At 65.8% G+C, this 21,276-nt stretch carries 24 protein-coding genes and 1 pseudogene; 10 read left to right on the forward strand and 15 right to left on the reverse strand.

Features of this window, described 5'->3' with window-relative positions; translation table 11 throughout:
- Positions 1 to 23: 23 nt before the first annotated feature.
- The 9 genes from map to rpsH all read right to left on the reverse strand — a co-directional run bounded on the left by map (position 24) and on the right by rpsH (position 5,690).
- On the reverse strand, positions 24 to 818 hold the full coding sequence (gene map / locus ACWDTD_RS02345; RefSeq protein ID WP_449745432.1) for a type I methionyl aminopeptidase: 795 nt from the start codon (positions 816 to 818) through the stop codon (positions 24 to 26).
- Positions 819 to 870: 52 nt separating this feature from the next.
- Entirely contained in the window at positions 871 to 1,425 is a 555-nt protein-coding gene (locus tag ACWDTD_RS02350; protein WP_449745433.1) for an adenylate kinase, read from the reverse strand.
- Positions 1,422 to 2,741 carry a preprotein translocase subunit SecY gene (gene secY, locus ACWDTD_RS02355; RefSeq protein WP_449745434.1) on the reverse strand — a complete coding sequence of 440 codons (1,320 nt, stop codon included), beginning with the start codon at positions 2,739 to 2,741 and terminating at the stop codon, positions 1,422 to 1,424. The genes ACWDTD_RS02350 and secY overlap by 4 nt, the downstream gene beginning before the upstream one ends.
- Positions 2,742 to 3,005: 264 nt before the next feature.
- On the reverse strand, positions 3,006 to 3,446 hold the full coding sequence (rplO, locus tag ACWDTD_RS02360) for a 50S ribosomal protein L15 (RefSeq protein WP_449745435.1): 441 nt from the start codon (positions 3,444 to 3,446) through the stop codon (positions 3,006 to 3,008).
- Positions 3,447 to 3,451: 5 nt separating this feature from the next.
- Positions 3,452 to 3,631, reverse strand: coding sequence for a 50S ribosomal protein L30 (rpmD, locus tag ACWDTD_RS02365; protein ID WP_449745436.1), 180 nt, complete (start codon positions 3,629 to 3,631; stop codon positions 3,452 to 3,454).
- Between the two features lie 5 nt (positions 3,632 to 3,636).
- Positions 3,637 to 4,287, reverse strand: coding sequence for a 30S ribosomal protein S5 (rpsE, locus tag ACWDTD_RS02370; RefSeq protein ID WP_449745437.1), 651 nt, complete (start codon positions 4,285 to 4,287; stop codon positions 3,637 to 3,639).
- Between the two features lie 46 nt (positions 4,288 to 4,333).
- Complete coding sequence (rplR, locus tag ACWDTD_RS02375; protein ID WP_449745438.1) at positions 4,334 to 4,738, reverse strand: 50S ribosomal protein L18; 405 nt, start codon at positions 4,736 to 4,738, stop codon at positions 4,334 to 4,336.
- A 3-nt stretch (positions 4,739 to 4,741) separates the two neighbouring features.
- On the reverse strand, positions 4,742 to 5,278 hold the full coding sequence (rplF, locus tag ACWDTD_RS02380; RefSeq protein WP_449745439.1) for a 50S ribosomal protein L6: 537 nt from the start codon (positions 5,276 to 5,278) through the stop codon (positions 4,742 to 4,744).
- Between the two features lie 13 nt (positions 5,279 to 5,291).
- Positions 5,292 to 5,690, reverse strand: a complete 399-nt coding sequence (gene rpsH / locus ACWDTD_RS02385) for a 30S ribosomal protein S8 (RefSeq protein ID WP_449745440.1) — start codon at positions 5,688 to 5,690, stop codon at positions 5,292 to 5,294.
- 696 nt (positions 5,691 to 6,386) lie between these two features.
- Between rpsH and ACWDTD_RS02390 the strand changes: the two genes are divergently transcribed.
- From ACWDTD_RS02390 to ACWDTD_RS02420, 7 genes and pseudogenes are all read left to right on the forward strand, one after another.
- Positions 6,387 to 7,136, forward strand: coding sequence for a DUF2127 domain-containing protein (locus ACWDTD_RS02390; protein WP_449745441.1), 750 nt, complete (start codon positions 6,387 to 6,389; stop codon positions 7,134 to 7,136).
- A 103-nt stretch (positions 7,137 to 7,239) separates the two neighbouring features.
- A complete protein-coding gene (locus ACWDTD_RS02395; RefSeq protein WP_449745442.1) occupies positions 7,240 to 8,361 on the forward strand; it encodes an endonuclease domain-containing protein in 1,122 nt (373 codons plus the stop codon).
- Entirely contained in the window at positions 8,343 to 9,005 is a 663-nt protein-coding gene (locus ACWDTD_RS02400; RefSeq protein WP_449745443.1) for a MarR family transcriptional regulator, read from the forward strand. Before ACWDTD_RS02395 ends, ACWDTD_RS02400 begins: the two co-directional genes overlap by 19 nt.
- Positions 9,005 to 12,250 carry a helicase HerA domain-containing protein gene (locus ACWDTD_RS02405; protein ID WP_449745444.1) on the forward strand — a complete coding sequence of 1,082 codons (3,246 nt, stop codon included), beginning with the start codon at positions 9,005 to 9,007 and terminating at the stop codon, positions 12,248 to 12,250. The genes ACWDTD_RS02400 and ACWDTD_RS02405 overlap by 1 nt, the downstream gene beginning before the upstream one ends.
- A gap of 111 nt (positions 12,251 to 12,361) precedes the next feature.
- On the forward strand, positions 12,362 to 12,691 hold the full coding sequence (locus ACWDTD_RS02410) for a LuxR family transcriptional regulator (protein ID WP_449745445.1): 330 nt from the start codon (positions 12,362 to 12,364) through the stop codon (positions 12,689 to 12,691).
- A gap of 292 nt (positions 12,692 to 12,983) precedes the next feature.
- Positions 12,984 to 13,598, forward strand: a complete 615-nt coding sequence (locus ACWDTD_RS02415; RefSeq protein ID WP_449745446.1) for a DUF4262 domain-containing protein — start codon at positions 12,984 to 12,986, stop codon at positions 13,596 to 13,598.
- Between the two features lie 179 nt (positions 13,599 to 13,777).
- Positions 13,778 to 14,868: pseudogene (locus ACWDTD_RS02420) on the forward strand (esterase/lipase family protein).
- 165 nt (positions 14,869 to 15,033) lie between these two features.
- Here the strand turns inward: ACWDTD_RS02420 and ACWDTD_RS02425 are convergent.
- From ACWDTD_RS02425 to rplN, 4 genes are read right to left on the reverse strand one after another with little or no spacing between them, the layout of a single operon-like run.
- Positions 15,034 to 15,219 (reverse strand): type Z 30S ribosomal protein S14, encoded by a 186-nt coding sequence (locus ACWDTD_RS02425; RefSeq protein WP_449745447.1) that lies wholly within the window; start codon positions 15,217 to 15,219, stop codon positions 15,034 to 15,036.
- 1 nt (position 15,220) lies between these two features.
- Entirely contained in the window at positions 15,221 to 15,799 is a 579-nt protein-coding gene (gene rplE / locus ACWDTD_RS02430) for a 50S ribosomal protein L5 (RefSeq protein ID WP_449745448.1), read from the reverse strand.
- A gap of 1 nt (position 15,800) precedes the next feature.
- Complete coding sequence (gene rplX / locus ACWDTD_RS02435) at positions 15,801 to 16,118, reverse strand: 50S ribosomal protein L24 (protein WP_449745449.1); 318 nt, start codon at positions 16,116 to 16,118, stop codon at positions 15,801 to 15,803.
- A 1-nt stretch (position 16,119) separates the two neighbouring features.
- Positions 16,120 to 16,488: a 50S ribosomal protein L14 gene (gene rplN / locus ACWDTD_RS02440; RefSeq protein WP_449745450.1), complete on the reverse strand. Its 369-nt coding sequence runs from the start codon at positions 16,486 to 16,488 to the stop codon at positions 16,120 to 16,122.
- 482 nt (positions 16,489 to 16,970) lie between these two features.
- On the opposite strand from rplN, the gene ACWDTD_RS02445 reads away from it, so the two are divergent.
- On the forward strand, positions 16,971 to 17,969 hold the full coding sequence (locus ACWDTD_RS02445) for an alpha/beta hydrolase (protein ID WP_449745451.1): 999 nt from the start codon (positions 16,971 to 16,973) through the stop codon (positions 17,967 to 17,969).
- 42 nt (positions 17,970 to 18,011) lie between these two features.
- On the opposite strand, the gene ACWDTD_RS02450 is transcribed toward ACWDTD_RS02445, so the two are convergent.
- Both ACWDTD_RS02450 and ACWDTD_RS02455 read right to left on the reverse strand, forming a co-directional pair.
- Complete coding sequence (locus tag ACWDTD_RS02450; protein WP_449745490.1) at positions 18,012 to 18,398, reverse strand: LuxR C-terminal-related transcriptional regulator; 387 nt, start codon at positions 18,396 to 18,398, stop codon at positions 18,012 to 18,014.
- Between the two features lie 178 nt (positions 18,399 to 18,576).
- A complete protein-coding gene (locus tag ACWDTD_RS02455) occupies positions 18,577 to 19,254 on the reverse strand; it encodes a response regulator (protein ID WP_449745452.1) in 678 nt (225 codons plus the stop codon).
- 115 nt (positions 19,255 to 19,369) lie between these two features.
- Between ACWDTD_RS02455 and ACWDTD_RS02460 the strand changes: the two genes are divergently transcribed.
- Complete coding sequence (locus tag ACWDTD_RS02460) at positions 19,370 to 20,125, forward strand: acetoacetate decarboxylase family protein (RefSeq protein ID WP_449745453.1); 756 nt, start codon at positions 19,370 to 19,372, stop codon at positions 20,123 to 20,125.
- A gap of 90 nt (positions 20,126 to 20,215) precedes the next feature.
- Positions 20,216 to 21,229, forward strand: a complete 1,014-nt coding sequence (locus ACWDTD_RS02465) for a pirin family protein (RefSeq protein ID WP_449745454.1) — start codon at positions 20,216 to 20,218, stop codon at positions 21,227 to 21,229.
- Positions 21,230 to 21,276: the final 47 nt, after the last annotated feature.

Below are 21,276 nucleotides of genomic sequence, written 5' to 3' on the forward strand. Positions count from 1 at the left end.
TCTACGGCACAAGCGATCACACGTTAGAGCGGACGCTGCGTGAGGATGCGTGGTCCGTCGGCGGTGACCGCGACGGTGTGCTCCCAGTGCGCGGCGCGCGAGCCGTCGTCGGTGACCACGGTCCAGTCGTCGTCGAGGACGGTGGTGTCGGTGGTGCCGAGGGTGAGCATCGGCTCGATGGCCAGGGTGGAACCGATCACCAGGAGCGGTCCGCGGCCGGGATCGCCCTCGTTGGGCAGGAACGGGTCGAGGTGCATCTCGCGGCCGATGCCGTGTCCGCCATAACCGTCGACGATCCCGAAAGATCGCCCGAAACGGCTCTCCGCCTTGTGTGTTCCGGTTTCGATGGCATGGCTGATGTCGGTCAGCCGCGCGCCGTCGACCATCGCGGCGATACCCGCCTCCATGGACAGGCGGGTGGCCTCGGACAGTTCCTCGTCGGCAACCGACAACTCCCCCACCCCGAACGTCCAGGCCGAATCACCGTGCCAACCATCGAGAATGGCGCCGCAGTCGATGGAAACCAGATCACCCTCGGCCAGCACCACATCCGCTGACGGGATGCCGTGCACCACAACGTCGTTCACGGAGCTACAGATCGAGCCGGGAAACCCGTGGTAGCCCTTGAACGACGGGACGGCACCGGCCTCGCGGATCACCGTTTCGGCCACCTCGTCGAGGTCGAGGGTGCTCACCCCGGGGGCCGCGGCGTTACGCACGGCGACCAGCGCGGCCCCGACGATCGCGCCGGCCGCGGCCATCGCGTCGAGTTCGCCGGCGGTGCGGAACGGTACGCGCTTGGGTTTACGAAATCCCATGGCTACCGTCCGCCCACCGGAGGCGACACGACCGACGATGACATGAGAACGGTCAGGACACGCCCGCACCGAGCGCGCTGAGCACACGCTGATGCACGTCCTGGATGTCGCCCACCGCGTCGACGGTCTTCACCGCGTCGCCGTAGTACTCGAGCAGCGGCGCGGTTTCCTTGTTGTAGACGTCCATGCGGTTGCGGATCACTTCTTCGGTGTCGTCGGCGCGACCGCGGGCCAGCATCCGCTCCACCACCACGTCGGTGTCGACGACGAACGAGAGCACCGCGTCGAGCGGGTTGCCGAGGTCGGCGAGGATCTCCTTGAGCGCATCGGCCTGCGCCGTCGAGCGGGGGAACCCGTCGAGGATGAAGCCCTTGGCGGCATCGGGCTCGGCCACTCGGGCACGCACCATGTCGACGGTGATCTCCGGCGGCACCAGGTCGCCCGCGTCGAGGTAGCGCTTGGCCTCGACACCGATGGCGGTGCCCTGCGAGATGTTGGCGCGGAAGAGGTCGCCGGTGGAGATGTGCGGGATGCCCAGCGCCTCGGACAGGAGTTCTGCCTGGGTGCCTTTGCCTGCGCCGGGGGGGCCGAGAAGAACGAGTCTCACTTGAGGAATCCTTCGTACTTGCGTTGCATCAATTGACTGTTGATCTGCTTCATCGTGTCCAGTCCCACGCCGACCATGATCAACACGGCCGTGCCCCCAAATGGCAGGTTCTGCACACCACCGCTGTTACCGATCTCGAGGAACAGGTTTGGCAGTACCGCGATGATACCCAGGTAGATCGAGCCGGGCAGAGTGATACGGCTCAGCACGTACCCGAGGTAATCGGCGGTGGGTTGCCCCGGCCGGATGCCCGGGATGAAGCCGCCGTACTTCTTCATGTCGTCGGCCCGCTCTTCCGGATTGAACGTCACCGCCACGTAGAAGTACGTGAAGAAGATGATCATCAGGAAGTACACGGCGATGTACACCCAGTTGCTGGGATCGGCCAGATACGTCTGCACCCAGGTCTGCCAGCCCGACTCGGTGCCGTCGGAACTCTTGGTGAGCTGGACGATGAGCTGCGGCAGATACAGCAGCGACGAGGCGAAGATGACCGGGATGACGCCGGCCTGGTTGACCTTGAGCGGCAGGTAGGTCGACGAGCCGCCGTACATCTTGCGACCCACCATCCGCTTGGCGTACTGGACGGGGATGCGGCGCTGGCCCTGCTCGATGAAGACCACACCGGCGACGATGATGAGGGCCGCCACGCAGACGAGACCGAAGACCAGTCCGCCGCGGCTGGTGAGGATCGCGCGACCCTCGGCGGGGATACGCGCGGCGATACCGGCGAAGATCAGCAGCGACATACCGTTGCCGATGCCGCGTTCGGTGATCAGCTCACCGAACCACATGACGAGGCAGGCGCCCGCGGTCATCACCAGCACGATGATCGACAGGCCGAAGATGGACTGGTCGGTGAGCACCTGGCCGCACTCCTGCGGAAGCAGGGTGCCGCGGTCGGCGAGCGCCACGATGCCGGTGGACTGCAGCAGGGCCAGCGCCACCGTGAGGTAGCGGGTGTACTGCGTCATCTTGGCCTGGCCGGACTGGCCTTCCTTGCGGAGCTGCTCGAACCGCGGGATCACCACGGTCAGCAGCTGCACGATGATGCTGGCGGTGATGTAGGGCATGATGCCGATCGCGAACACCGACAACTGCAGCAGCGCGCCGCCGGAGAACAGGTTGATCAGCGAGTAGACCTGGTTGCCGCTACCGCTGTTGATGCGGTCGATACAGGCGCTGACCACCTTGTAGTCGACGCCGGGTGACGGCACGGTCGCGCCGAGGCGATACAGCACGATGATGCCGACGACGAAGAGGATCTTCTTCCTCAGGTCGGGCGTCCGAAAGGCCGCGACGAGGGGGGAAAGCACTAACTCCTCCTAGGAACGACCACGCGTGTCCCCGGGGTACCTGTCCCCGGGCGAGCGCGGCGTGCTCGGCAATCGACGTTGATCGGTGGTTGCGGTCGGTGTGGCTCGGGCCCCACGGGGCCAGAGTCCCGCTGTCTGCGGTCCGGCAACCCCTGTGACTCTACCGTGACCGGATGAGTGGACTTCACCGGTGGCCCACCGGCACCGCGGCGGGCGGCAGTGAAGTCTGCCGCCCGCCGCGGAACGGGATATGGGTGAACCGGATCAGAGCTCGGTGACGCTGCCACCGGCAGCGGCGATCTTCTCCTTGGCCGATGCCGTGAACTTGTTGGCGGTCACGTTGACGGCGACACCGAGTTCGCCGTCGCCGAGAACCTTCACCAGCTTGTTCTTGCGCACCGCACCGGCGGCGACGAGTTCGTCGACGCCGATGGTGCCGCCCTGCGGGAAGAGCCGGGCGATGTCGCCGATGTTGACGACCTGGTACTCGACCCGGTTGGGGTTGGTGAAGCCCTTGAGCTTCGGCAACCGCATGTGGATCGGCATCTGGCCGCCCTCGAATGCGGCGGGCACGTTCTTGCGTGCCTTGGTGCCCTTGGTGCCGCGACCGGCGGTCTTGCCCTTGGACCCCTCACCGCGACCCACGCGGGTCTTCTCGGTCTTCGCGCCCGGAGCGGGGCGAAGGTGATGCAGTTTGATGGTCATTGCTGTTAAACCTCTTCGACTGTCACGAGGTGCCGGACCACGTTGATGAGACCGCGGTTGATCGGGGTGTCCTCGCGGGTGACGGTCTGGCGGATGCCCCTCAAGCCGAGGGTGCGCAGGCTGTCACGCTGGTTCTTCTTGGTACCGATGGTGCCCTTGACCTGGGTGATCTTGAGTTCGGCCATGGCTATCAGACTCCTTGTCCCGCTCGGGCCCGCAGCATGCCGGCCGGGGCAACGTCTTCGATCGGCAGACCGCGACGGGCCGCGACCTCTTCGGGACGCTGCAGCATCTTCAGCGCGGCCACGGTGGCGTGCACCACGTTGATCGCGTTGTCGCTGCCGAGGCTCTTGGCGAGCACGTCGTGCACGCCTGCGCATTCGAGGACGGCACGCACCGCGCCACCGGCGATCACACCGGTACCGGGGCTGGCCGGACGCAGCATCACCACTCCGGCAGCGGCTTCGCCCTGCACGGGATGGGTGATGGTGCCGGCGATCAGCGGCACGCGGAAGAAGTTCTTGCGAGCCTCTTCGACGCCCTTCTGGATCGCGGCCGGGACTTCCTTGGCCTTGCCGTAGCCGACGCCGACCATGCCCTGGCCGTCGCCGACCACCACGAGGGCGGTGAAGGAGAAGCGTCGACCACCCTTGACCACCTTCGACACGCGGTTGATGGTCACCACGCGCTCGAGCTGGTTGCGGTCCTGTTCGCGTCCGCCACGGTCGTCGCGACGGCCACGGCCGCCGCGGCGATCGCCGCGCTGGTCGCCACCGGCGGTGGCGTTGTTGTTGTCGTTTCCGGCGGGTCCGTTTCCGCCGTCACGCTGACGTCCGGGCATCAGAGGTTCCCTCCGGTCATGTTGGTGAAGCTGTAGAAAATGGTCATCAGAACTGCAGGCCTCCCTCGCGGGCGGCGTCGGCGAGCGCGGCGATACGGCCGTGGTAGTCCTTGCCACCACGGTCGAACACGACGGCGTCGACGCCGGCTGCCTTGGCGCGGGCGGCGATCAGCTCGCCGACCTTGGCGGCCTGCGCGGACTTGTCGCCACCGGCGGCGCGCACGTCGGCCTCGATGGTCGACGCCGCGGCCAAGGTCTTGCCGGCCAGGTCGTCGATCAGCTGCACGTGGATGTGGCGGCTGGAGCGCTTGACCACCAGGCGGGGACGCTCGGGGGTGCCGGCGACCTTTTTGCGCAGGCGGAAGTGTCGATTCGCGGTCGCGGTGCGACGGCGGGTCGACACGTCCTTGCCGAGCGGCTTGCGAACGGTCTTGGTTGCTGTATCACTCATGGCTTACTTACCCGTCTTTCCGACCTTGCGACGGATCTGCTCACCCTCGTAGCGAATGCCCTTGCCCTTATAGGGGTCCGGACGACGCAGGCGGCGGATGTTCGCCGAGATCTGGCCGACTTGCTGCTTGTCGATTCCCGACACCGAGAACTTGGTGGGCGACTCGACGGCAAAGGTGATGCCCTCGGGCGCCTCGATCGGCACGGGGTGGCTGTAACCGAGCGCGAACTCGAGGTCGCGGCCCTTGGCCTGCACGCGGTAGCCGACACCGAAGATCTCCATCTTGGTGGTGTAGCCCTGCGTGACGCCGGTGACCAGGTTGGCGACCAGCGAGCGGTTCAGGCCGTGCAGGGCACGGTTGCGGCGCTCGTCGTTGGGGCGGGTCACCACGATGGTGTTGCCCTCCTGGGCCACCTCGATGGGCGAGGTGACGGTGTGGCTCAGTTCGCCCTTGGGACCCTTCACGGTGACCGTGGAGCCGTCCACGGAGACGGTCACACCCGCGGGGATCTCGATGGGGTTCTTACCGATACGCGACATGTGTAGGCCTCCCTTACCAGACGTAAGCGAGGACTTCGCCGCCCACGCCCTGGTTGGCTGCCTGACGGTCGGTGAGCAGGCCCGACGACGTGGAGATGATGGCCACGCCGAGGCCGCCCAGCACCTTGGGCAGGTTGGTGGACTTTGCATACACCCGCAGGCCCGGCTTCGACACGCGACGCAGACCGGCGATGGAGCGCTCACGGGAGGGGCCGTACTTGAGGGAGACGACGAGGTTCTTGCCGACCTCCGCGTCCTCGACGCGGAAATCGGTGATGTAGCCCTCGCGCTTCAGGATCTCGGCGATGTTCACCTTGAGCTTGGACGACGGGAGGGTCACCTCGTCGTGGTACGCCGAATTGGCGTTACGCAGACGTGTCAAGAAGTCTGCGATCGGGTCAGTCATGGTCATGGTTGACCGTCAACCTTTCTCGTAGCGGTTCCCATGCAGCGCCGGTCGGAGGGAAATCCCTCATGACCTGCGGTGGGCCTTCCACGAAGTGGATAGTTGTGTAAGGTTCTCGCCGCCGATGCCCTTGGTTTTTCACCGGCACCGGCGACTATTCACTGTGGCCGTGAACCCCGCGTGTGTACGCATACTTGCGACTGCGGACACACCCAAGGCGCACAGGCAACCGTTCTAGTGTAGAGAATCTGCTGGCCACACCCAAATCGACGACCGCGAACCCTTCGCGGCACGCGGAGTCACTCCGCGCGGTGCGGACGGAACGCCATCACGCAGATACTGGAGCCCTCCGAGAGTTTCGCGCCCGTATCCCCCGGCGCACCGTCGCGGTGGACACGCTCGCCGACCCGACGAGCGTCGTCGAAGCGGTGGCTTGTGGCGGTTCCGAGGTTCGCCATCGGGGGTTCATCGAGCACCGACCGTCTCATCGCGGTAGATCTCGACATCACCTCACACACCTCGTGGAACCGCATGGTGTGGTCGACGGAGCGTCAGGCGATCGGCGACTTCCGGGATCTGTTGTATGCCACCAGCACTGGGTTGACCGGCGATGTCGGCGCACCGGGACACAAGGGTAGTCGAGAGGGTGAGATGACCGCGGCGTCGTGACGCTTCCACCACGGGCAGAGCTACCCTGCTGCGGTGAACTGGGAACTGGTCTCCTGCGGTCTGCGCGGCCACGAAACCTACCGCCCCGACGAAGCGGATCTCGCCGACCACCTCCGCTCGGACACCGCCGTCGGCGATGCGTGGCGGTGTCTGCGATGCGGAGACTTCGTCGTCGGCGACCCGCGCAGCAGCGGACCGGCCGATCACGCGCCGGAGGTCCCCCGCGGTCGCATGCTGCGCGATCTGATCATCATGCGGTTACTGGCAATCGAGCGCCTGATCCGCGGCATCTTCCTGGTGATTGCCGGGTCGTTCGTGATCGAGCTGCGCAACAGCCAGCAGACGCTGCACGAGAAGTTCGACGCCGAGATGCCGCTCCTCAAACCGATCGCCGACCAGATCGGCTGGAACATCGACGACTCGAAGGTCGTGCAATGGATCGAGAAGGCCACAACGCTGTCCACGACGACCATCGTTCTCGTCGGCTGCGCAGTGCTGGCCTACGGACTCAGCCCGCTCGTCGAGGCATACGGGTTGTGGTTCGCCAAACGCTGGGGTGAGTACTTCGCAGTGATCGTCACGAGCATCTTCATCCCCCTCGAGATCTACGAACTCGTCGAGAAAGCAACAGTGTTCAAGGCTCTGCTGCTCGCGATCAACGTGGCCGCGGTCGTGTGGCTGATCTGGAGCAAGAGACTGTTCGGAGTACGCGGCGGCGAGACCGCGTTCCACGCCGAGCACAGCGCCGAGAGCCTCCTCACCGTCGAGCGGGCGGCGGGCTGACCGGAGCCGCACCGCGACACGTGACGGGAGCAGCGCCGCGGCGGCGCTCCGCCACGCAGCTCGCCCGCACACCTGTCGGCTGCGGCGACTATATTCACCTCCGATGACCCACGCCGACAGTGATGTGCCGCCACTGGTCGGCCATGCGATCCGTCCCGGACGGGTCTTTCGCCTCGCCGACGTACACGGTTCGGCGATCGATGAACTCGCCGACGCCGTCGCATCTCAATTGCCGGTGATCCTCGACTACCGCGGCCCCGATGAGCGGACCGCACGGCAGGTCACCGCTGAGATCCTCGACGCGCTCGAATCGACACTCATCACCTTGTTTCCGGCCTGGCTACCCCACAGGTCATCGGGTGATCGAGTCGACGTCGACGAGGCGGAAACCCTCGCGCGCCAACTGTGCGCTCACGTCGGCCTGGCCACTGCGGTCGTCGTACCACTCGCGCGTTCCGGCGCTTCCCACAACTCCACGACGCCGCATGCGGTGCCGGAACAACGCGCAGCGACCCTCGTCGCGTTACTACGCCACTTCTATGGGCGCGGCGAGGTCGTGCTGGCGGTGCGCGCGAGCAGCACGCTCTCCGAGTCCGCTCAGCAGGCGGCCGCGGCGGCCTGTGCGTGGCTTGCCGAACACGGCCGCATCACCGTCTGGCTCACAGCCGACGCACTGCCTGTGGTGCGCCGAATCCCTGTGCTACGCCTCGGCGTCGCCGTCCCGACCGACCCGATCCCGGCCGACCCTCTCCCGACCGACCCGATCCCGACCGACCCGATCCCGATCAACACCGAGCGACCGATCCTGATCGTCTCGCGGCCAACAGGCGCTCCCGCCCCGCACAGTGCTGCCGAGCAGGCACTCGAACACGCGCTGGCGCAGCATGAATGGGCACGCGGCCGGGTGTGGAACCGCTGCCCCTCCGATCTCGCGGCGCTGTCGGGCGTTGCCGTGGTCGACGTCCTGTGGCCGGATGAGCGCGTCGTCGTCGAGGTCGACGGCCCCGACCACCGTCGCGCCGACAAGTACGCGCGCGACCGCAGTCGGGACAACATGCTGCAACGCCACGGCTACCTCGTACTGCGCTATCCCAACGAAACAGTCCTCGACGATCCATTGTCGATCGTGGCAGAACTGCGCGACGTTCTCACTCATCGAAACCCGAATACCGGATCACTGCACCGGACACTCATGAAGGAGTCACCGTGGACCACCCGGAGCTGACACCGAGCCAGAGCGCGGTGCTCTTCGTCCTGATGGCGGAGTCGGCGGAGGTGTCGACGCCGCGCCTGCGCGAGCTGGGCCCCAACCTGGACAAAACCGCGCGACAGCGGTTGATCGACCACGGCCTGATCGAGTCGCGCAAGGGCGACCGCAACGCGTTCTACCACTCGCTCACCGATCGCGGATGGGCCTGGTGCGCAGACGAGTTGCGCTCCGGTCCACCAGCCCGCTCGTTGCCGCCGGTCCGCGCGCTCTACGCCGTACTCAACGCGATCGGACGACATCTCGACGCCGAGGACCTGCGTCTGTACGAGATCTTCGGGCGTTCGCGTCCCGTCATCGAGGGCGCTCCGACAACCCCGCAGACCGACTCGGCCTCCGGCGCGGTCACCCCCCGGATCGTCGCAGCCTACGAGTCATTGGCTGCGCGCCGCGGGGCACTGGTCGACGTCGGCGCGCTGCGTTCGGCACTCCCCGATGTGAGCCGCACCGAATTCGACGCGGCGATTCTCACGTTGCAGGACCGCCCCGGAATCAGCCTGATACCGCAGGACGACCGCGCCCGTTTGCGCGAGGCCGACCGAACCGCAGCCGTTGTGGTGGGCACACAACCGTGCCACCTGTTCGCCATCGAGGAGGCCTGATGGACAACGGAATCCGGCAGGCACTCGAGTCGATTCGTCTCGACTGGGCCGATACCCCCGACGACGTCTGGGGCACGTCGGGGGCTTATCACGTAGCAGGCCTGCACGAGCAGGTCACCGACGAGACGATGCGCAGTTTCGTCGACGCGCAGCGGGCGGAGTCGGCAAGTCCCATCGGCGTGGTGATCCGCGGCGAAGCGGGATCGGGAAAGACGCACCTTCTGGGCCAGATCCGCCAACGTGTGCAGGAACGCGGCGGCTACTTCTTCCTCGTCAAATTGCTGGATGGCAGCGACTTCTGGAAGTCGGTGACGGTCGCAATGCTTGAAAGCCTCAGTCGTCCGGGTCTCGATCATCCCACCCAACTCGCGCAACTCCTCGACCGCCTCGCCCGGGAAGCCGGGGTGACCGAATCTACGCGCGCCGCAGTCGTCGGCGATTCATCGCTGACCGCGTCCGCGCTCGAAGAGTTCGTGGCAGGCGTGTATCGGCATCATCCCCATCGTCGACGCTCACAGCACATCCTGCGCGCGCTGGTACTGACCGCGTCGCAGGATTACGACGCGAGGGATCTCGGTGAGGCCTTCCTTCACCTCGACGTCGACGACGCAGACGATTTGGCCCAGTGGGGTATCCGCAACGCGACACTCGGGTACCAGGAAATGGTGCAGAACATCTCGCGCATCGTCGCATTCGACTCTGCCGCAGTCCTGGCCGTCGACCAGATCGACACACTCATCGAAGCGGGATGGTCAACGGCCGCAGACGAGAACTCCGTGGTCAATCGCGTGGCTCACGGCCTGATGGCGTTGCGCGAGAACATGAGTCGCACGACAACCGTCGTTTCGAGCATCACAGCCGCCTGGGAACACCTGGAGAGCCGCGTGATGCGCTCCGCGGTCGAGCGCTTCCGCACACCGCCGATGCTGCAACGGCCGCCCTCCGCCGACTTCGCGCGTGAACTCCTGGCCAAACGCTTCGCACCAGGCTTCGCGGAGGTCGGGTTCACACCACCCCGACCCTACTGGCCGGTCGACGACGCTGCCCTCGCCGACGCTCAGCGCTACACCCCGCGCGAGATCATGATGGCTGTCGACCGTCAGATCGCGGTGCTGCTGCGCAGTGACACGTTCACACCGATCACGGCCCTCACCGCGCCCGAGGCTGCTGCGCGAGTCGTCCGCGAGACCACGAGTGAGCGGGAGACCACCTCCTCGCTCGCAGGCGATACCAGTTCGACCACACCTGATCTCGCGATGATCGAGAAGCGCTACCGCGAACTGATCGAGCTCGCCGATCCAACCGACGCACTCGACTACACAACAGAGGATGCCGTCGTGCCCGACTTGCTGGCGGCCGGTCTCGGCGCATGGATCGAAGCACTGCCCACCAAGGCCGGGGAATGGCATCACGATCCCAAGCCCGGCACAAAAGCCGTGCTGCACGGCCGAATTCGCCATGTCATCGATCCGGCCCGGGAGTTCGACGAGTCGTGGAGCTTCCGCGCTCTCGCCGCCACACACCCGCGCTCGGTGCAGTCACGCCTCACCAATGCGAACAATGCTGCCGGGCTCAGCCTGGGCGAGGTCGAGCGTACCCTCGTGGTGCTCCGACGCCAGCCGTGGCCGACTGGACCCAAAACCGCCCAGTTGGTAGACGAGTTGCGTGCGCGCGGAGGTCGCGTGATCGCGTGGACCGACGACGATATTCGCCGGCTCATGGGACTGGCGCAATTGCGGTCCGAGCGATCACCGCACCTGCACGAGTGGATCGTCGAACGTAACCCGGCAGCCGAGATCGACTTCCTCACCGAGGTTCTCGCACCCGGATTGGACAAGGCGATCACCACCGACACCGAGGCTCCGGAGGTCGAGCACGCGCACGAAGGGGAAGCGCAGAAGGCACAACCCGGCACCCACGCCGCCGACAGTCACACCTCGACCGAATCGATCACCCCCGACGAGCCGAGCCCTCCCACCGAATCACGTACGTCCGGTCCGCAGCGTGCCCTCGACGTGCTACCCATCGGCGTTCGAACCGCGAGCGGTGAACCCGTAGCGGCGCCACTGGAGTCGTTCCGCAAACATGTAGCGATCTTTGCGGGTTCCGGTTCCGGAAAGACCGTTCTCATTCGACGAATCGTCGAAGAGGCCGCTCTGCAGGGGGTTTCGTCGATCGTCCTCGACATCAACAACGACCTCGCGCGGCTTGGCACCCCCTGGCCCGACGGCACCCGCGAGTGGGCCCCTGGCGAACACTCGCTCGCCGACCGCTACTTCGCCGACACCGAGGTGGTGGTGTTCACTCCCGGGCGACGCTCCGGCCGCCCTTTGAGCTTCCGACCGCTACCGGAATTCGCCTCGCTCGAGAGCGATACGGACGAGTTCACCGCCGCCGTCGACTCTGCGGTCGGCGCTCTGCTGCCAAAGGCACGCCCCACCGAACGAGGGGCCCGCGCCACACGCTACGAGGCGGTATTACGCCAGGCAATGGTGTACTTCGGCCGCCGGGGCGGCGGAACCCTGCAGTCCTTCGTCACTTTGCTGTCTGAATTGCCCGACGGAGTCAGCACCCTTGCCGACGCACCTCGACTGGCGATCGACCTTGCCGAGAATCTGAAAGCGTCAATGGCCAACGATCCCCTGCTCGACGAGGACGCGACTCCCGCCGACCCGGGCCTGCTACTCACTCCGTCGTCGGGATATCGCGCGCGTGTCTCCGTCATCAATCTCGCGGGCCTCGGCAGCGAGTCCCGGGTCGCGAATTTCGTCGGGCAACTGCAGATGTCATTGTTCGCATGGATCAAGAAACACCCCGCCGCAGACCGTCCATTGGGCGGCATTCTGGTGATGGACGAGGCACAGAACTATGCACCGTCGCAGGGCGTCACGACCGCGACGCAGAGCACTCTGGCGCTGGCATCTCAGGCACGCAAGTACGGATTGGGACTGATCTTCGCAACCCAGGCGCCGAAGGGAATCCACGGGCGGGTGTCGGGCAATGCGTCGACCCACTTCTTCGGAAAACTGAACCATCCCAATCAGATCGAGGCAGCCAAGGATCTCGCGAACAGCAAGGGGAGCCCGATCCCGGATGTCGGACGATTGTCGACCGGGAGGTTCTACACCGCCGTCGACGGCGGCCGCTTCGTCCAGGTGCAAACCCCACTGTGCCTGAGCTACCACCCTCAGAGCCCACCGACCGAGGACGAGGTTATTGCCATCGCTCGCACACCGCGCGCCTGACGGCGCGCTCACATCATGAGATTCCGGGCGCGGTGCCGCAGGTCGACGACACGCAGGTGTGAAGTCCGCTAATGCCGCACGTCCGTCGTGCATCACGTGCCATCGTGAGACATGGACTCCACCCGACTCCCAGCCCTCGCCGACGAACTCATCGCCACAGCGCGCACCGCACACAGTCGCAGAGCCGGTCACACCCTCCATGGCGATTCGTCACGTCACCTGCGTCAGACAGTGATCGCCCTTGCAGCCGCCGCCGAACTCGCCGAACACGAGAGTCCCGGTGAGGCAACCCTGCAGGTCCTCCGTGGCGACGTCACCCTCACCGCGGGCCCTGACGACTGGCACGGCACGGCGGGTGACCTCGTCACCATTCCCGACGCCCGACACACCCTGAGGGCGAACGACGACTCCGCAGTGCTCCTCACCGTGCTGGCGCACTGACCCGAGCCGTCTCCCTTGGCCCTCCGTCATACTTACCCGTCATACCGATCAAAGACAGTGGCCCCGCTTCCCTGTCGGGAAGCGGGGCCACTCATCGAGAAGCGTTACCGCAGAAGCGGTGTCAGCAGGTGGAAGAGCCCGCCGACTGAGGACGAGGTCGAGGAAATAGCACGTCGCACATTCCGCTGATCTGCTACTCGACTCCATTCACACCCATCGTTCGAGGTATCCATCGGACTTGTCGGACCGGCGTGATCTCATGGTCACACCCGTTCGAACAAAGGAGCGAATCATGTCCGATCACGCATCAGCCATCCGTGGCATTCCGCGCTGGCATCCCAATCCGCTGGTGCAAGACGCACTGCATCGCATCCGCTCATACGGTTGGTCGGTCACCGCCGTCTCCGAGCTCTGCAAATACTGCGCGGATGAAGGCAAAACGCCCGAGGAGATCCCCGATGCCGCGTTCGCCTACACCGCCGGTCTGGTGCTGCACGATCAGCCGGAGCTCCTGGTCTTCGGCCTCGATGCCATCACCGCGAACGGTGTTCTCAACGAGCTCGGAGACACCCTTCACCGATGCGACTGGCGGAGCCTGGTGGCCGCGGACACCGAGATCGCCTTGCGATCACTCGACGTACCGGTGCGCCTCATCGAGGTGATCGACAAGGACGACATGACGATTGCGAATGAGTTGTTCCCCGACGCACCTGCGGTGCAGGTCGTATGGCCCGACGACCACGGCATCTACCCGTGGGACGAGCGGTACGGACTCGATCACGTTCACCAACCGATCAAGGGGCTTCTCCCCGACCCGAATATCCGAACCGTCGGTCCGCGGGTGATCTCACGCAGTTACGGACCCAACCGACAACAACGCCGTCGACGTCGCCCCACTGCCGGGTGACGCAGGCAACGTGTGGCCCCACCCTCCATGTGGACGGCGGGGCCACACATCAAAAGCTGTGATCGCAGAATGCACGTGATCGAAGTGTGCGATGTGCCACGCTGCTAGGCGCTACATAGTAATGTTCCGGTTCGCGGTGGCAAAGGGTCAGCCGCATTCAGCCGAAAGCGCCCCGAGTGATTACTACGCCGGTACACCGACATTTCCGCATCCACCGTCTCGCCACATTCTGTGCGGCAGTCGCGGCAGCCGTGACAATCGGAATCGGGCTCGCGGGCCCGGCAGCCGCGGCCACGCAGCAGCAACTCGCCAACTACATCTCCGACGGGCTCCGCAAACCAGTCGTCGCCGAGACCTTCTTGCTGAACGGGCCGAGCACCTGGTTCACCCCCAAAGGCAACGGGCCCGAGCAGGATTCGTTCCTGCCCGCCTTCGCTTACGGGCTCACCAGTCCCACCGTCGGCCCCCCGGGCGCGAACGACTGGTCGTGCAAGCCGACGCAAGGCAAGAACCCGATCGTCCTTGTTCACGGCACCTGGGAGAACGCCTACAACAACTGGGCGATGATCTCACCCGCGCTCAAACGCGCCGGCTTTTGTGTTTACGCACTGAATTACGGAATCCAGTCCACCGCTGCCGGCGGCGGAGTCGTCGCAATGTTGCCGGGCGCCTACGCCACGGGTGACATCGTGAAATCCGGAACCCAGATCGCCGAATTCGTGGACAAGGTACGCCGATCCACCGGAGCCGCCAAGGTCGACATGGTCGGCCATTCGCAGGGCGGAATCTCGCTGCGACAATACATCCGGTTCGATGGGGCGCCGACAAGGTGGCGCGCGTGGTCACCCTGGGTGCGACCAACAATGGCACCACCTTCGACGGCATAGGAACGCTCGGGCGCACCGTCAACAACCTCGGTATCGACGTCCTCGGTCCCGTCGCGCTGGGCGTGGGGGTGGCGGGCATCCAGCAGGTCTACGACTCGCCGTTCATCAGGAACCTGAACGCCGGCGGCGTGTACGCAATCGGGGATATCAAATACACGATCGTCGCAACCCGTTATGACGAGGTCACCACTCCGTATTACTCGACCTTCTTCCCCGCTGGCACCAAGAACACGCGCAACGTAACGCTGCAGGACGGCTGCACTCAGGACACCTCCGATCACGTGTCGATGGTGTACTCCCCACGCACCACGTCGATCGTGCTCCGTGCCCTGGGCGCCGACGTACCTCTGGTGTGTGCGCCCAATGCGTGGGTGTTCGGCTGAGATCGCCTCCAACGACGAATCGGCCCCGCCTCCCATCACGGTAGGCGGGGCCGAATCGTATGTTGTTGTGTCGCTGGTGGTTTCGACAAGCTCAACCAGCGGTCAGACACTCAACCAGCGGTAGGGCGCTCAACCAGCGGTCGAGCTCATCTCACCGGCGGAAAGTCACCAGCTCGACTTCTGCACACCCGGGAGCTCGCCGGCGTGCGCCATTTCGCGCAGGCACACACGGCACAGACCGAACTTGCGGTAGACCGCGCGCGGACGACCGCAGCGGTTGCACCGGGTGTAGGCCCGCACGGCGAACTTGGGCTTCGCGTTGGCCTTGTTGACCAGAGCCTTCTTTGCCATCTCAGTTGTCCTTCACGGAGTTGTCTTTGAACGGGAAGCCGAGGTGACGCAGCAACGCACGGCCCTCGTCGTCGGTGGTCGCCGAGGTGACGACGGTGATGTCCATACCCCGCGGCCGGTCGATCTTGTCGATGTTGATCTCGTGGAACATCGACTGCTCGTTGAGGCCGAAGGTGTAGTTGCCGTTGCCGTCGAACTGACGATCCGAGAGTCCGCGGAAGTCGCGGATACGGGGCAGCGCGATGGACACGAGCCGGTCGAGGAACTCCCACATGCGGTCGCCGCGCAGCGTGACGCGCGCACCGATCGGCATGCCCTCACGCAGCTTGAACTGAGCGATGGACTTGCGGGCCCGACGGATCTCCGGCTTCTGACCGGTGATCAGGGCGAGGTCGGCGACAGCGCCGTTGATGAGCTTGGCGTCACGGGCGGCATCGCCGACACCCATATTCACCACGACCTTCACCACACCCGGGATCTGCATCACGTTGGCGTAGTCGAATTCGGTGTTCAGCGCGTCCTTGATCTCGGCACGGTAGCGCTGCTTCAGCCGGGGCTGGGTCTTCTCAGTTGTGGTCATGTCAGATGTCCTTCCCGTTCTTGCGGGAAATCCGGACCTTCTTACCGGTCTCCTCATCCACGCGGTAGCCGACGCGGGTGGGGTTGCCGTCGGAGTCCACCACCATCACGTTCGAGACGTGGATGGGGGCCTCCTGGGTCACGATGCCGCCAGAGGATGCGCCACGCTCGTTGGCCGAGGCGGCGGTGTGCTTCTTGATGCGGTTGACGCCCTCGACCAGGACCCGCTGCTCCTTCGGGAAGGCCTGGATGACCTTGCCCTTGGCGCCCTTGTCCTTGCCCGAGATGACGATCACGGTGTCACCCTTGTGCACCTTCATGTCAGATCACCTCCGGTGCCAGCGACACGATCTTCATGAACTTCTTCTCACGCAGCTCGCGGCCCACCGGGCCGAAGATGCGGGTACCGCGGGGGTCGCTCTCACCCTTGAGGATGACGGCGGCGTTCTCGTCGAAACGGATGTAGCTTCCGTCCGGACGGCGGCGCTCCTTGGTGGTGCGCACGACGACCGCCTTGACGACCTCTCCCCGCTTGACGTTGCCGCCGGGGATGGCGTCCTTGACAGTGGCGACGATGACGTCACCAATGCCGGCGTAGCGCCGAGACGAGCCGCCCAGCACGCGGATGCACAAGATTTCCTTGGCTCCGGTGTTGTCGGCGACCCGCAGGCGAGATTCCTGCTGAATCACTCGTTAGTCTCCTTGACCTGGATGTCGTCGACACGGCGAATCCACCGGGGTGGATCACCGCATCTGTGCGCCGGATTTCCGACCCGACGCACACGGTCTGTTGCCGCCGAACACGCGCCTGCCTGGGCTTTTGCATCCGATCGATGATCCGATGCAACAGTCCAGTGGGTTCGCGGGCCGACTCGCGGCGCGTAGCGCACCGCAGGCAACCCCACAAGTGTAGGCGAATCCGCAGGTGGGGGCCAAATCGCGTCCACCTCGACATCACCGCCGGGCCGGGCACGGGGGGTTATGGAGACCCGCGGCCACGTACGCGGCCCGATTCGGTAAACGCGTACGGTACAGCCACCGCGTCTACCGAATCGCACCGCGTCGACGGCTAACGCGCGCGATCACACCCCGCAGTCACCGCGACGTCGTCGACATCGCTGACAATGTAGGTTGTCGATAGCCAATTGCGACGACCCGACGACGGGAGGCCCATGCGCCGACTTCGACTGCTGTGGGTGGCCACTCTCGCCGCGGTGATGGCGTGCCTGGCCGGCACCGCGGGTCCCGCGCTCGCCGCACCCGCCACCTCCCACATCGAGAGCCTCACCGACGACGATCCGCAGCAGGTCACCGCGATGGTCTACTCGGCGGCGATGAGCCGCACCATCCCGGTGACGGTGCTGACCCCCAAGGACCGTCACCGTCGCGCCCCCACGCTGTACCTGCTGAACGGGGCCGGCGGCGGCGAGGACTCGGCCACCTGGGACGCCCGTACCGATTACAAGAAGTTCTTCGCCGACAAGAACGTCTACGTCGTGACCCCGATCGGCGGCGCGTTCTCGTACTACACCGACTGGCAGCGCGACGATCCGGTACTCGGCCGCAACAAATGGCAGACCTTCCTCACCAAGGAGCTGCCGCCGCTGCTCGACGCGCACTTCCCGACCACCGGCAAGAAGGCCGTCGCCGGCATCTCGATGGCGGGCACCACCGTGTTCAACCTCGCGCTGGCGGCACCGGGGCTTTACACGTCGATCGCCTCGTTCAGCGGGTGCGCGCGCACCAGTGATCGGTTGGGCCAGCAGTACATCCGCTTCGTGGTGCAGGACCGTGGCGGGGGCAACATGGTGAACATGTGGGGCCCACTGGACGGACCCGGCTGGCGTGTCAACGACCCCTACCTGAACGCAGAGCGGCTGCGCGGCACCAAGATCTACATGACCTCGGGCACCGGACTACCCGGACCGCACGAGCAACTGAGCGATCCGAGTATCGGCGGCGACGGGCTGGTGCTGGCCAACCAGGCGCTGCTCGGCGGTGTCATCGAGCTGGCCATCGACCAGTGCACCCGCCAGATGGCCACGCGACTGGCGCAGCTCCACATCCCGGCCCACATCAACCTGCGGTCCACCGGCACGCACTCGTGGGGCTACTGGCAGGACGACCTGTATCAGACGTGGCCGCTCCTGGCACGCGACATCGGCGCCTGAGATCGGGGTCGGGATCGGCCGGCGGGCGGCCGATCCTTCACCTCACCAGCGGTCGAGTGTGGTGTGTCCGTCTTGCAGCGCGCGCACGAACAAGTGGGTCTTGGTGGGCGCCGGGCGGCCGACCGCGGTGTACTTCACCCGAATCCTCGCCAGGTGGGTACTCACCGTCGAGGAGGAGATGAAGAGGGCTTCGGCAGCCTCTTCCTTGGAATCGGCGGCGAGCCACGCGAGCAGCACCTCCACCTCGCGATCGGAAAGATCGGGTCGGCGCACCGGCGGTGCAGCCGGTGCGGCGGGCCGATAATCCGCGATACGGGTGACCTGCGCCGCGCCTTGCTTCACGGGGGCCCACCGCCTCGACTGGCCGGACTCCGATCCCCCTCCGAGCGGTGCTCGATAGGGAGATCCGGGAACTACGCTCACGAGCAACGTCCTCACTGACTCAACAGACAACAACAGAGATCCCCGACTCTGAGAAGATGGTATGAAGTCGCTGTTCAGGACGGTAGACCCAGAAATGGGGTCTTGGTTGCAGTTGCAAGTTTTGTCTAATTCACGGCGTTGACGCAGGTGAGGCTCACCGTGACACGCGCGACCCTCGTGCCGATCACTGGCCGCGCTGCGCATCCTCACGCCGGGGCACCGGCAGCCAACCGTCCTCGATGGCCCGCTTGTAGAGATCGACCTTGGTGCGCGTGGGTCGTCCCGCCTCCGCATACTTCTGCCGGATGCGTTTGAGGTATTCGTTCACGGTCTCGGCGCTCACTCCCAGCGCCGCGCTCACGCCGGCCGACGTCTCGCCGGACGCATAGAGCGCCAGCACCTTCTGTAACTGTGGGCTCAGATCCACCCCGGCGATGTCGGGGTCGCCGTCGATTGCCGCCGCCCATTCGGTGGTCGGTATCGCCCGGCCGGCCCCGGCGGCCCGGATGGCGTCGATGATCTCCGCCTCCGACGCAGACTTGAGCACCATGCCCAACGCGCCCGCACGCGCGGCCGACCTCATCAGAGGCGGATGCTCCCCCGACGTATAGACGACGACGCGCGCGTTGTGTTCGGCCAGGCGCAGCACGTTCTCGCGCGGGGTGGTTCCGTCGGCGAGGCGCAGATCGAGAAGGACCACATCGAGATCGGACGTGATCGCGAGCAACTCGTCGACCGTCGGAGCCGTCGCGGCGAGCACGAGGTCGGCCTCGTGTTCGAGGATCGCCTCGATACCCCAGATGGGTGACCGGTGGTCGTCGACCATCCCCACGCGCACCGTTTCGGCTCGGTCACCATTCATCGACGAGGTCGCCTCCCACCCGATCGTTCCGGGATTCAGTACACCGCACCGAGAGCGATCGCACAGAACTGCAACGTGTTACATTTTGCGTCATGCGTCATTCCCGGAGGCAACAGTGACGACCGGCTCGACGCACGACGTCCTGGGCACCACCGTGGCCATGCCCGTCGAGATCCGCGACGCGCGATGCTTTGCCGCCGCATTCACCGCCGACGCCGCCGCCTTGCAGCGGGCCATGAACGATCCGGAGCATCCGGATGTTCTACGGCCACTGCAGATCCGCCCGGGTCGCGGCCTGTGCATGCTGGTGTTCGTCGACTACGTGGACGGCGACCTCGGACCGTACAACGAGTTCGGTGTGTGCCTTCTCGTGGACGATCCGGCCCACCGGTCGAGCCCGCTCGGCGCACTGGCGTCGCTGGCCCGCGGCGATGCGCATGCGATGGTGCAGCGACTACCCGTCGACGGCGAGTTCACGTGCGCCGCCGGTCGCGGAATCTGGGGCTTCCCGAAGTTCATGGCCCAGTTCGAGGCCGATCACGACGGACCGCACAAGCATGCGAGGGTGTCCGAGGACGGCGAGTTGATCGCCGATCTACGCCTGGGCCGCGGAGTTGCCGTCCCGGTGCCCTCGGCCGGCACCGAACTCACCGCGTACGCGCGCATGGACGGCACGCTGCGTTCGATCCCGTGGCGACTGGGGTCGCTCACCGGCGTACGCGCCAGACCCGCGGGTGCGACCCTGCGTCTCGGCGACCATCCCATCGCCGACGAACTGCGCTCGCTGCGCCTGAGCCGACACGCGCTGATGACGATGTCGGTGGCGCATCTGGAGATGACCTTCGCCGACGCCACGGTCGTACCGGACTGACCCTCGTCCGGGCGGACCCTCGTCCGGGCTGCGCCAGTCCGGCGGCCCGTAGACTTGCCGCACGAGTTCCATGTGCCGAAAGTGAGCGCTATGAGCAACCTCGAGGTCCACCCGTCGGAGGTCGAGTGCCACACCGTCACCGAGGACGCCGACCCCGATCGTGACGGGTCGATCCGCGTCGACATCCTGACCGCCCGCGACGTCCCGCTGGGCGGGCCGCGGGCGATGACCGTGCACCGCACCCTGCCGCAGCGATCGCGATCGCTGATCGGGGCATGGTGTTTCGTCGACCACTACGGTCCCGACGACGTCTCCCGCACGGGTGGCATGGATGTGCCTCCGCATCCGCATACCGGATTACAAACCGTGAGTTGGCTGTTCACCGGCGAGATCGAGCACCGCGACACCTTGGGCAATGTGGCCATGGTGCGCCCGGGCGAGCTCAATCTGATGACCGCGGGCCGCGGCATCGCCCATACCGAGGTCTCCACGGCCGACACCACGGTGCTGCACGGAGTGCAGTTGTGGGTGGCGCTGCCCGCCGACGCCGCCGACACCGCCCGCGACTTCGTCCACTACGTCCCACCGGAGATCACCGTCGGCGCGGTGCGGGCCCGGGTGTTCCTGGGTGCACTGCTCGGCGATGTGTCGCCGGTGCACACCTTCAGCCCACTGCTGGGTGCCGAATTGCTGCTGCCGCCGGGCGCCGAGATCGAGATCGCGGTGAATCCGTCGTACGAACACGGCGTCCTGGTCGATCAGGGCGTGGTGGAGGTGCGTAATTCCGCAGGCAGCGCGATCTCTCGTACCGAGATGGGATATGTCGGCGTCGGAGCGCGAAACCTGGTGCTGGTCAACGTTTCCGACGACATCGCCCGCGTGGTCCTGTTGGGCGGGGAACCGCTGCGCGAGAACATCATCATGTGGTGGAACTTCGTCGGCCGCAGCCATGACGACATCGTCGAGTTCCGCCGGGAGTGGATGGCGCACAGCGAGAGATTCGGTCAGGTGCAGGGCTACGAGGGCGACGTGCAGCATCTGCCCGCCCCCATACTGCCCGGAACACGACTGCGTGCCCGGGAGAACACTCCCGGGCACGCATGAGTCCATCGAGAAGCAGTGATCGGTATGGCTTTTGCGTCGGATTCCGA

It is taken from the genome of Gordonia sp. NPDC003425, assembly GCF_053588635.1.

What these genes read in the sequence shown, in the direction of transcription:
- map (WP_449745432.1), bottom strand. Translation starts at nt 818, where the DNA reads ATGGGATTTCGTAAACCCAAGCGCGTACCGTTCCGCACCGCCGGCGAA.
- rplO (WP_449745435.1), bottom strand. Translation starts at nt 3,446, where the DNA reads ATGACCATCAAACTGCATCACCTTCGCCCCGCTCCGGGCGCGAAGACC.
- rpmD (WP_449745436.1), bottom strand. Translation starts at nt 3,631, where the DNA reads ATGGCCGAACTCAAGATCACCCAGGTCAAGGGCACCATCGGTACCAAG.
- rpsE (WP_449745437.1), bottom strand. Translation starts at nt 4,287, where the DNA reads ATGCCCGGACGTCAGCGTGACGGCGGAAACGGACCCGCCGGAAACGAC.
- rplR (WP_449745438.1), bottom strand. Translation starts at nt 4,738, where the DNA reads ATGAGTGATACAGCAACCAAGACCGTTCGCAAGCCGCTCGGCAAGGAC.
- rplF (WP_449745439.1), bottom strand. Translation starts at nt 5,278, where the DNA reads ATGTCGCGTATCGGTAAGAACCCCATCGAGATCCCCGCGGGTGTGACC.
- rpsH (WP_449745440.1), bottom strand. Translation starts at nt 5,690, where the DNA reads ATGACCATGACTGACCCGATCGCAGACTTCTTGACACGTCTGCGTAAC.
- ACWDTD_RS02395 (WP_449745442.1), top strand. Translation starts at nt 7,240, where the DNA reads ATGACCCACGCCGACAGTGATGTGCCGCCACTGGTCGGCCATGCGATC.
- ACWDTD_RS02405 (WP_449745444.1), top strand. Translation starts at nt 9,005, where the DNA reads ATGGACAACGGAATCCGGCAGGCACTCGAGTCGATTCGTCTCGACTGG.
- ACWDTD_RS02410 (WP_449745445.1), top strand. Translation starts at nt 12,362, where the DNA reads ATGGACTCCACCCGACTCCCAGCCCTCGCCGACGAACTCATCGCCACA.
- ACWDTD_RS02415 (WP_449745446.1), top strand. Translation starts at nt 12,984, where the DNA reads ATGTCCGATCACGCATCAGCCATCCGTGGCATTCCGCGCTGGCATCCC.
- ACWDTD_RS02425 (WP_449745447.1), bottom strand. Translation starts at nt 15,219, where the DNA reads ATGGCAAAGAAGGCTCTGGTCAACAAGGCCAACGCGAAGCCCAAGTTC.
- rplE (WP_449745448.1), bottom strand. Translation starts at nt 15,799, where the DNA reads ATGACCACAACTGAGAAGACCCAGCCCCGGCTGAAGCAGCGCTACCGT.
- rplX (WP_449745449.1), bottom strand. Translation starts at nt 16,118, where the DNA reads ATGAAGGTGCACAAGGGTGACACCGTGATCGTCATCTCGGGCAAGGAC.
- ACWDTD_RS02445 (WP_449745451.1), top strand. Translation starts at nt 16,971, where the DNA reads ATGCGCCGACTTCGACTGCTGTGGGTGGCCACTCTCGCCGCGGTGATG.
- ACWDTD_RS02455 (WP_449745452.1), bottom strand. Translation starts at nt 19,254, where the DNA reads ATGAATGGTGACCGAGCCGAAACGGTGCGCGTGGGGATGGTCGACGAC.
- ACWDTD_RS02465 (WP_449745454.1), top strand. Translation starts at nt 20,216, where the DNA reads ATGAGCAACCTCGAGGTCCACCCGTCGGAGGTCGAGTGCCACACCGTC.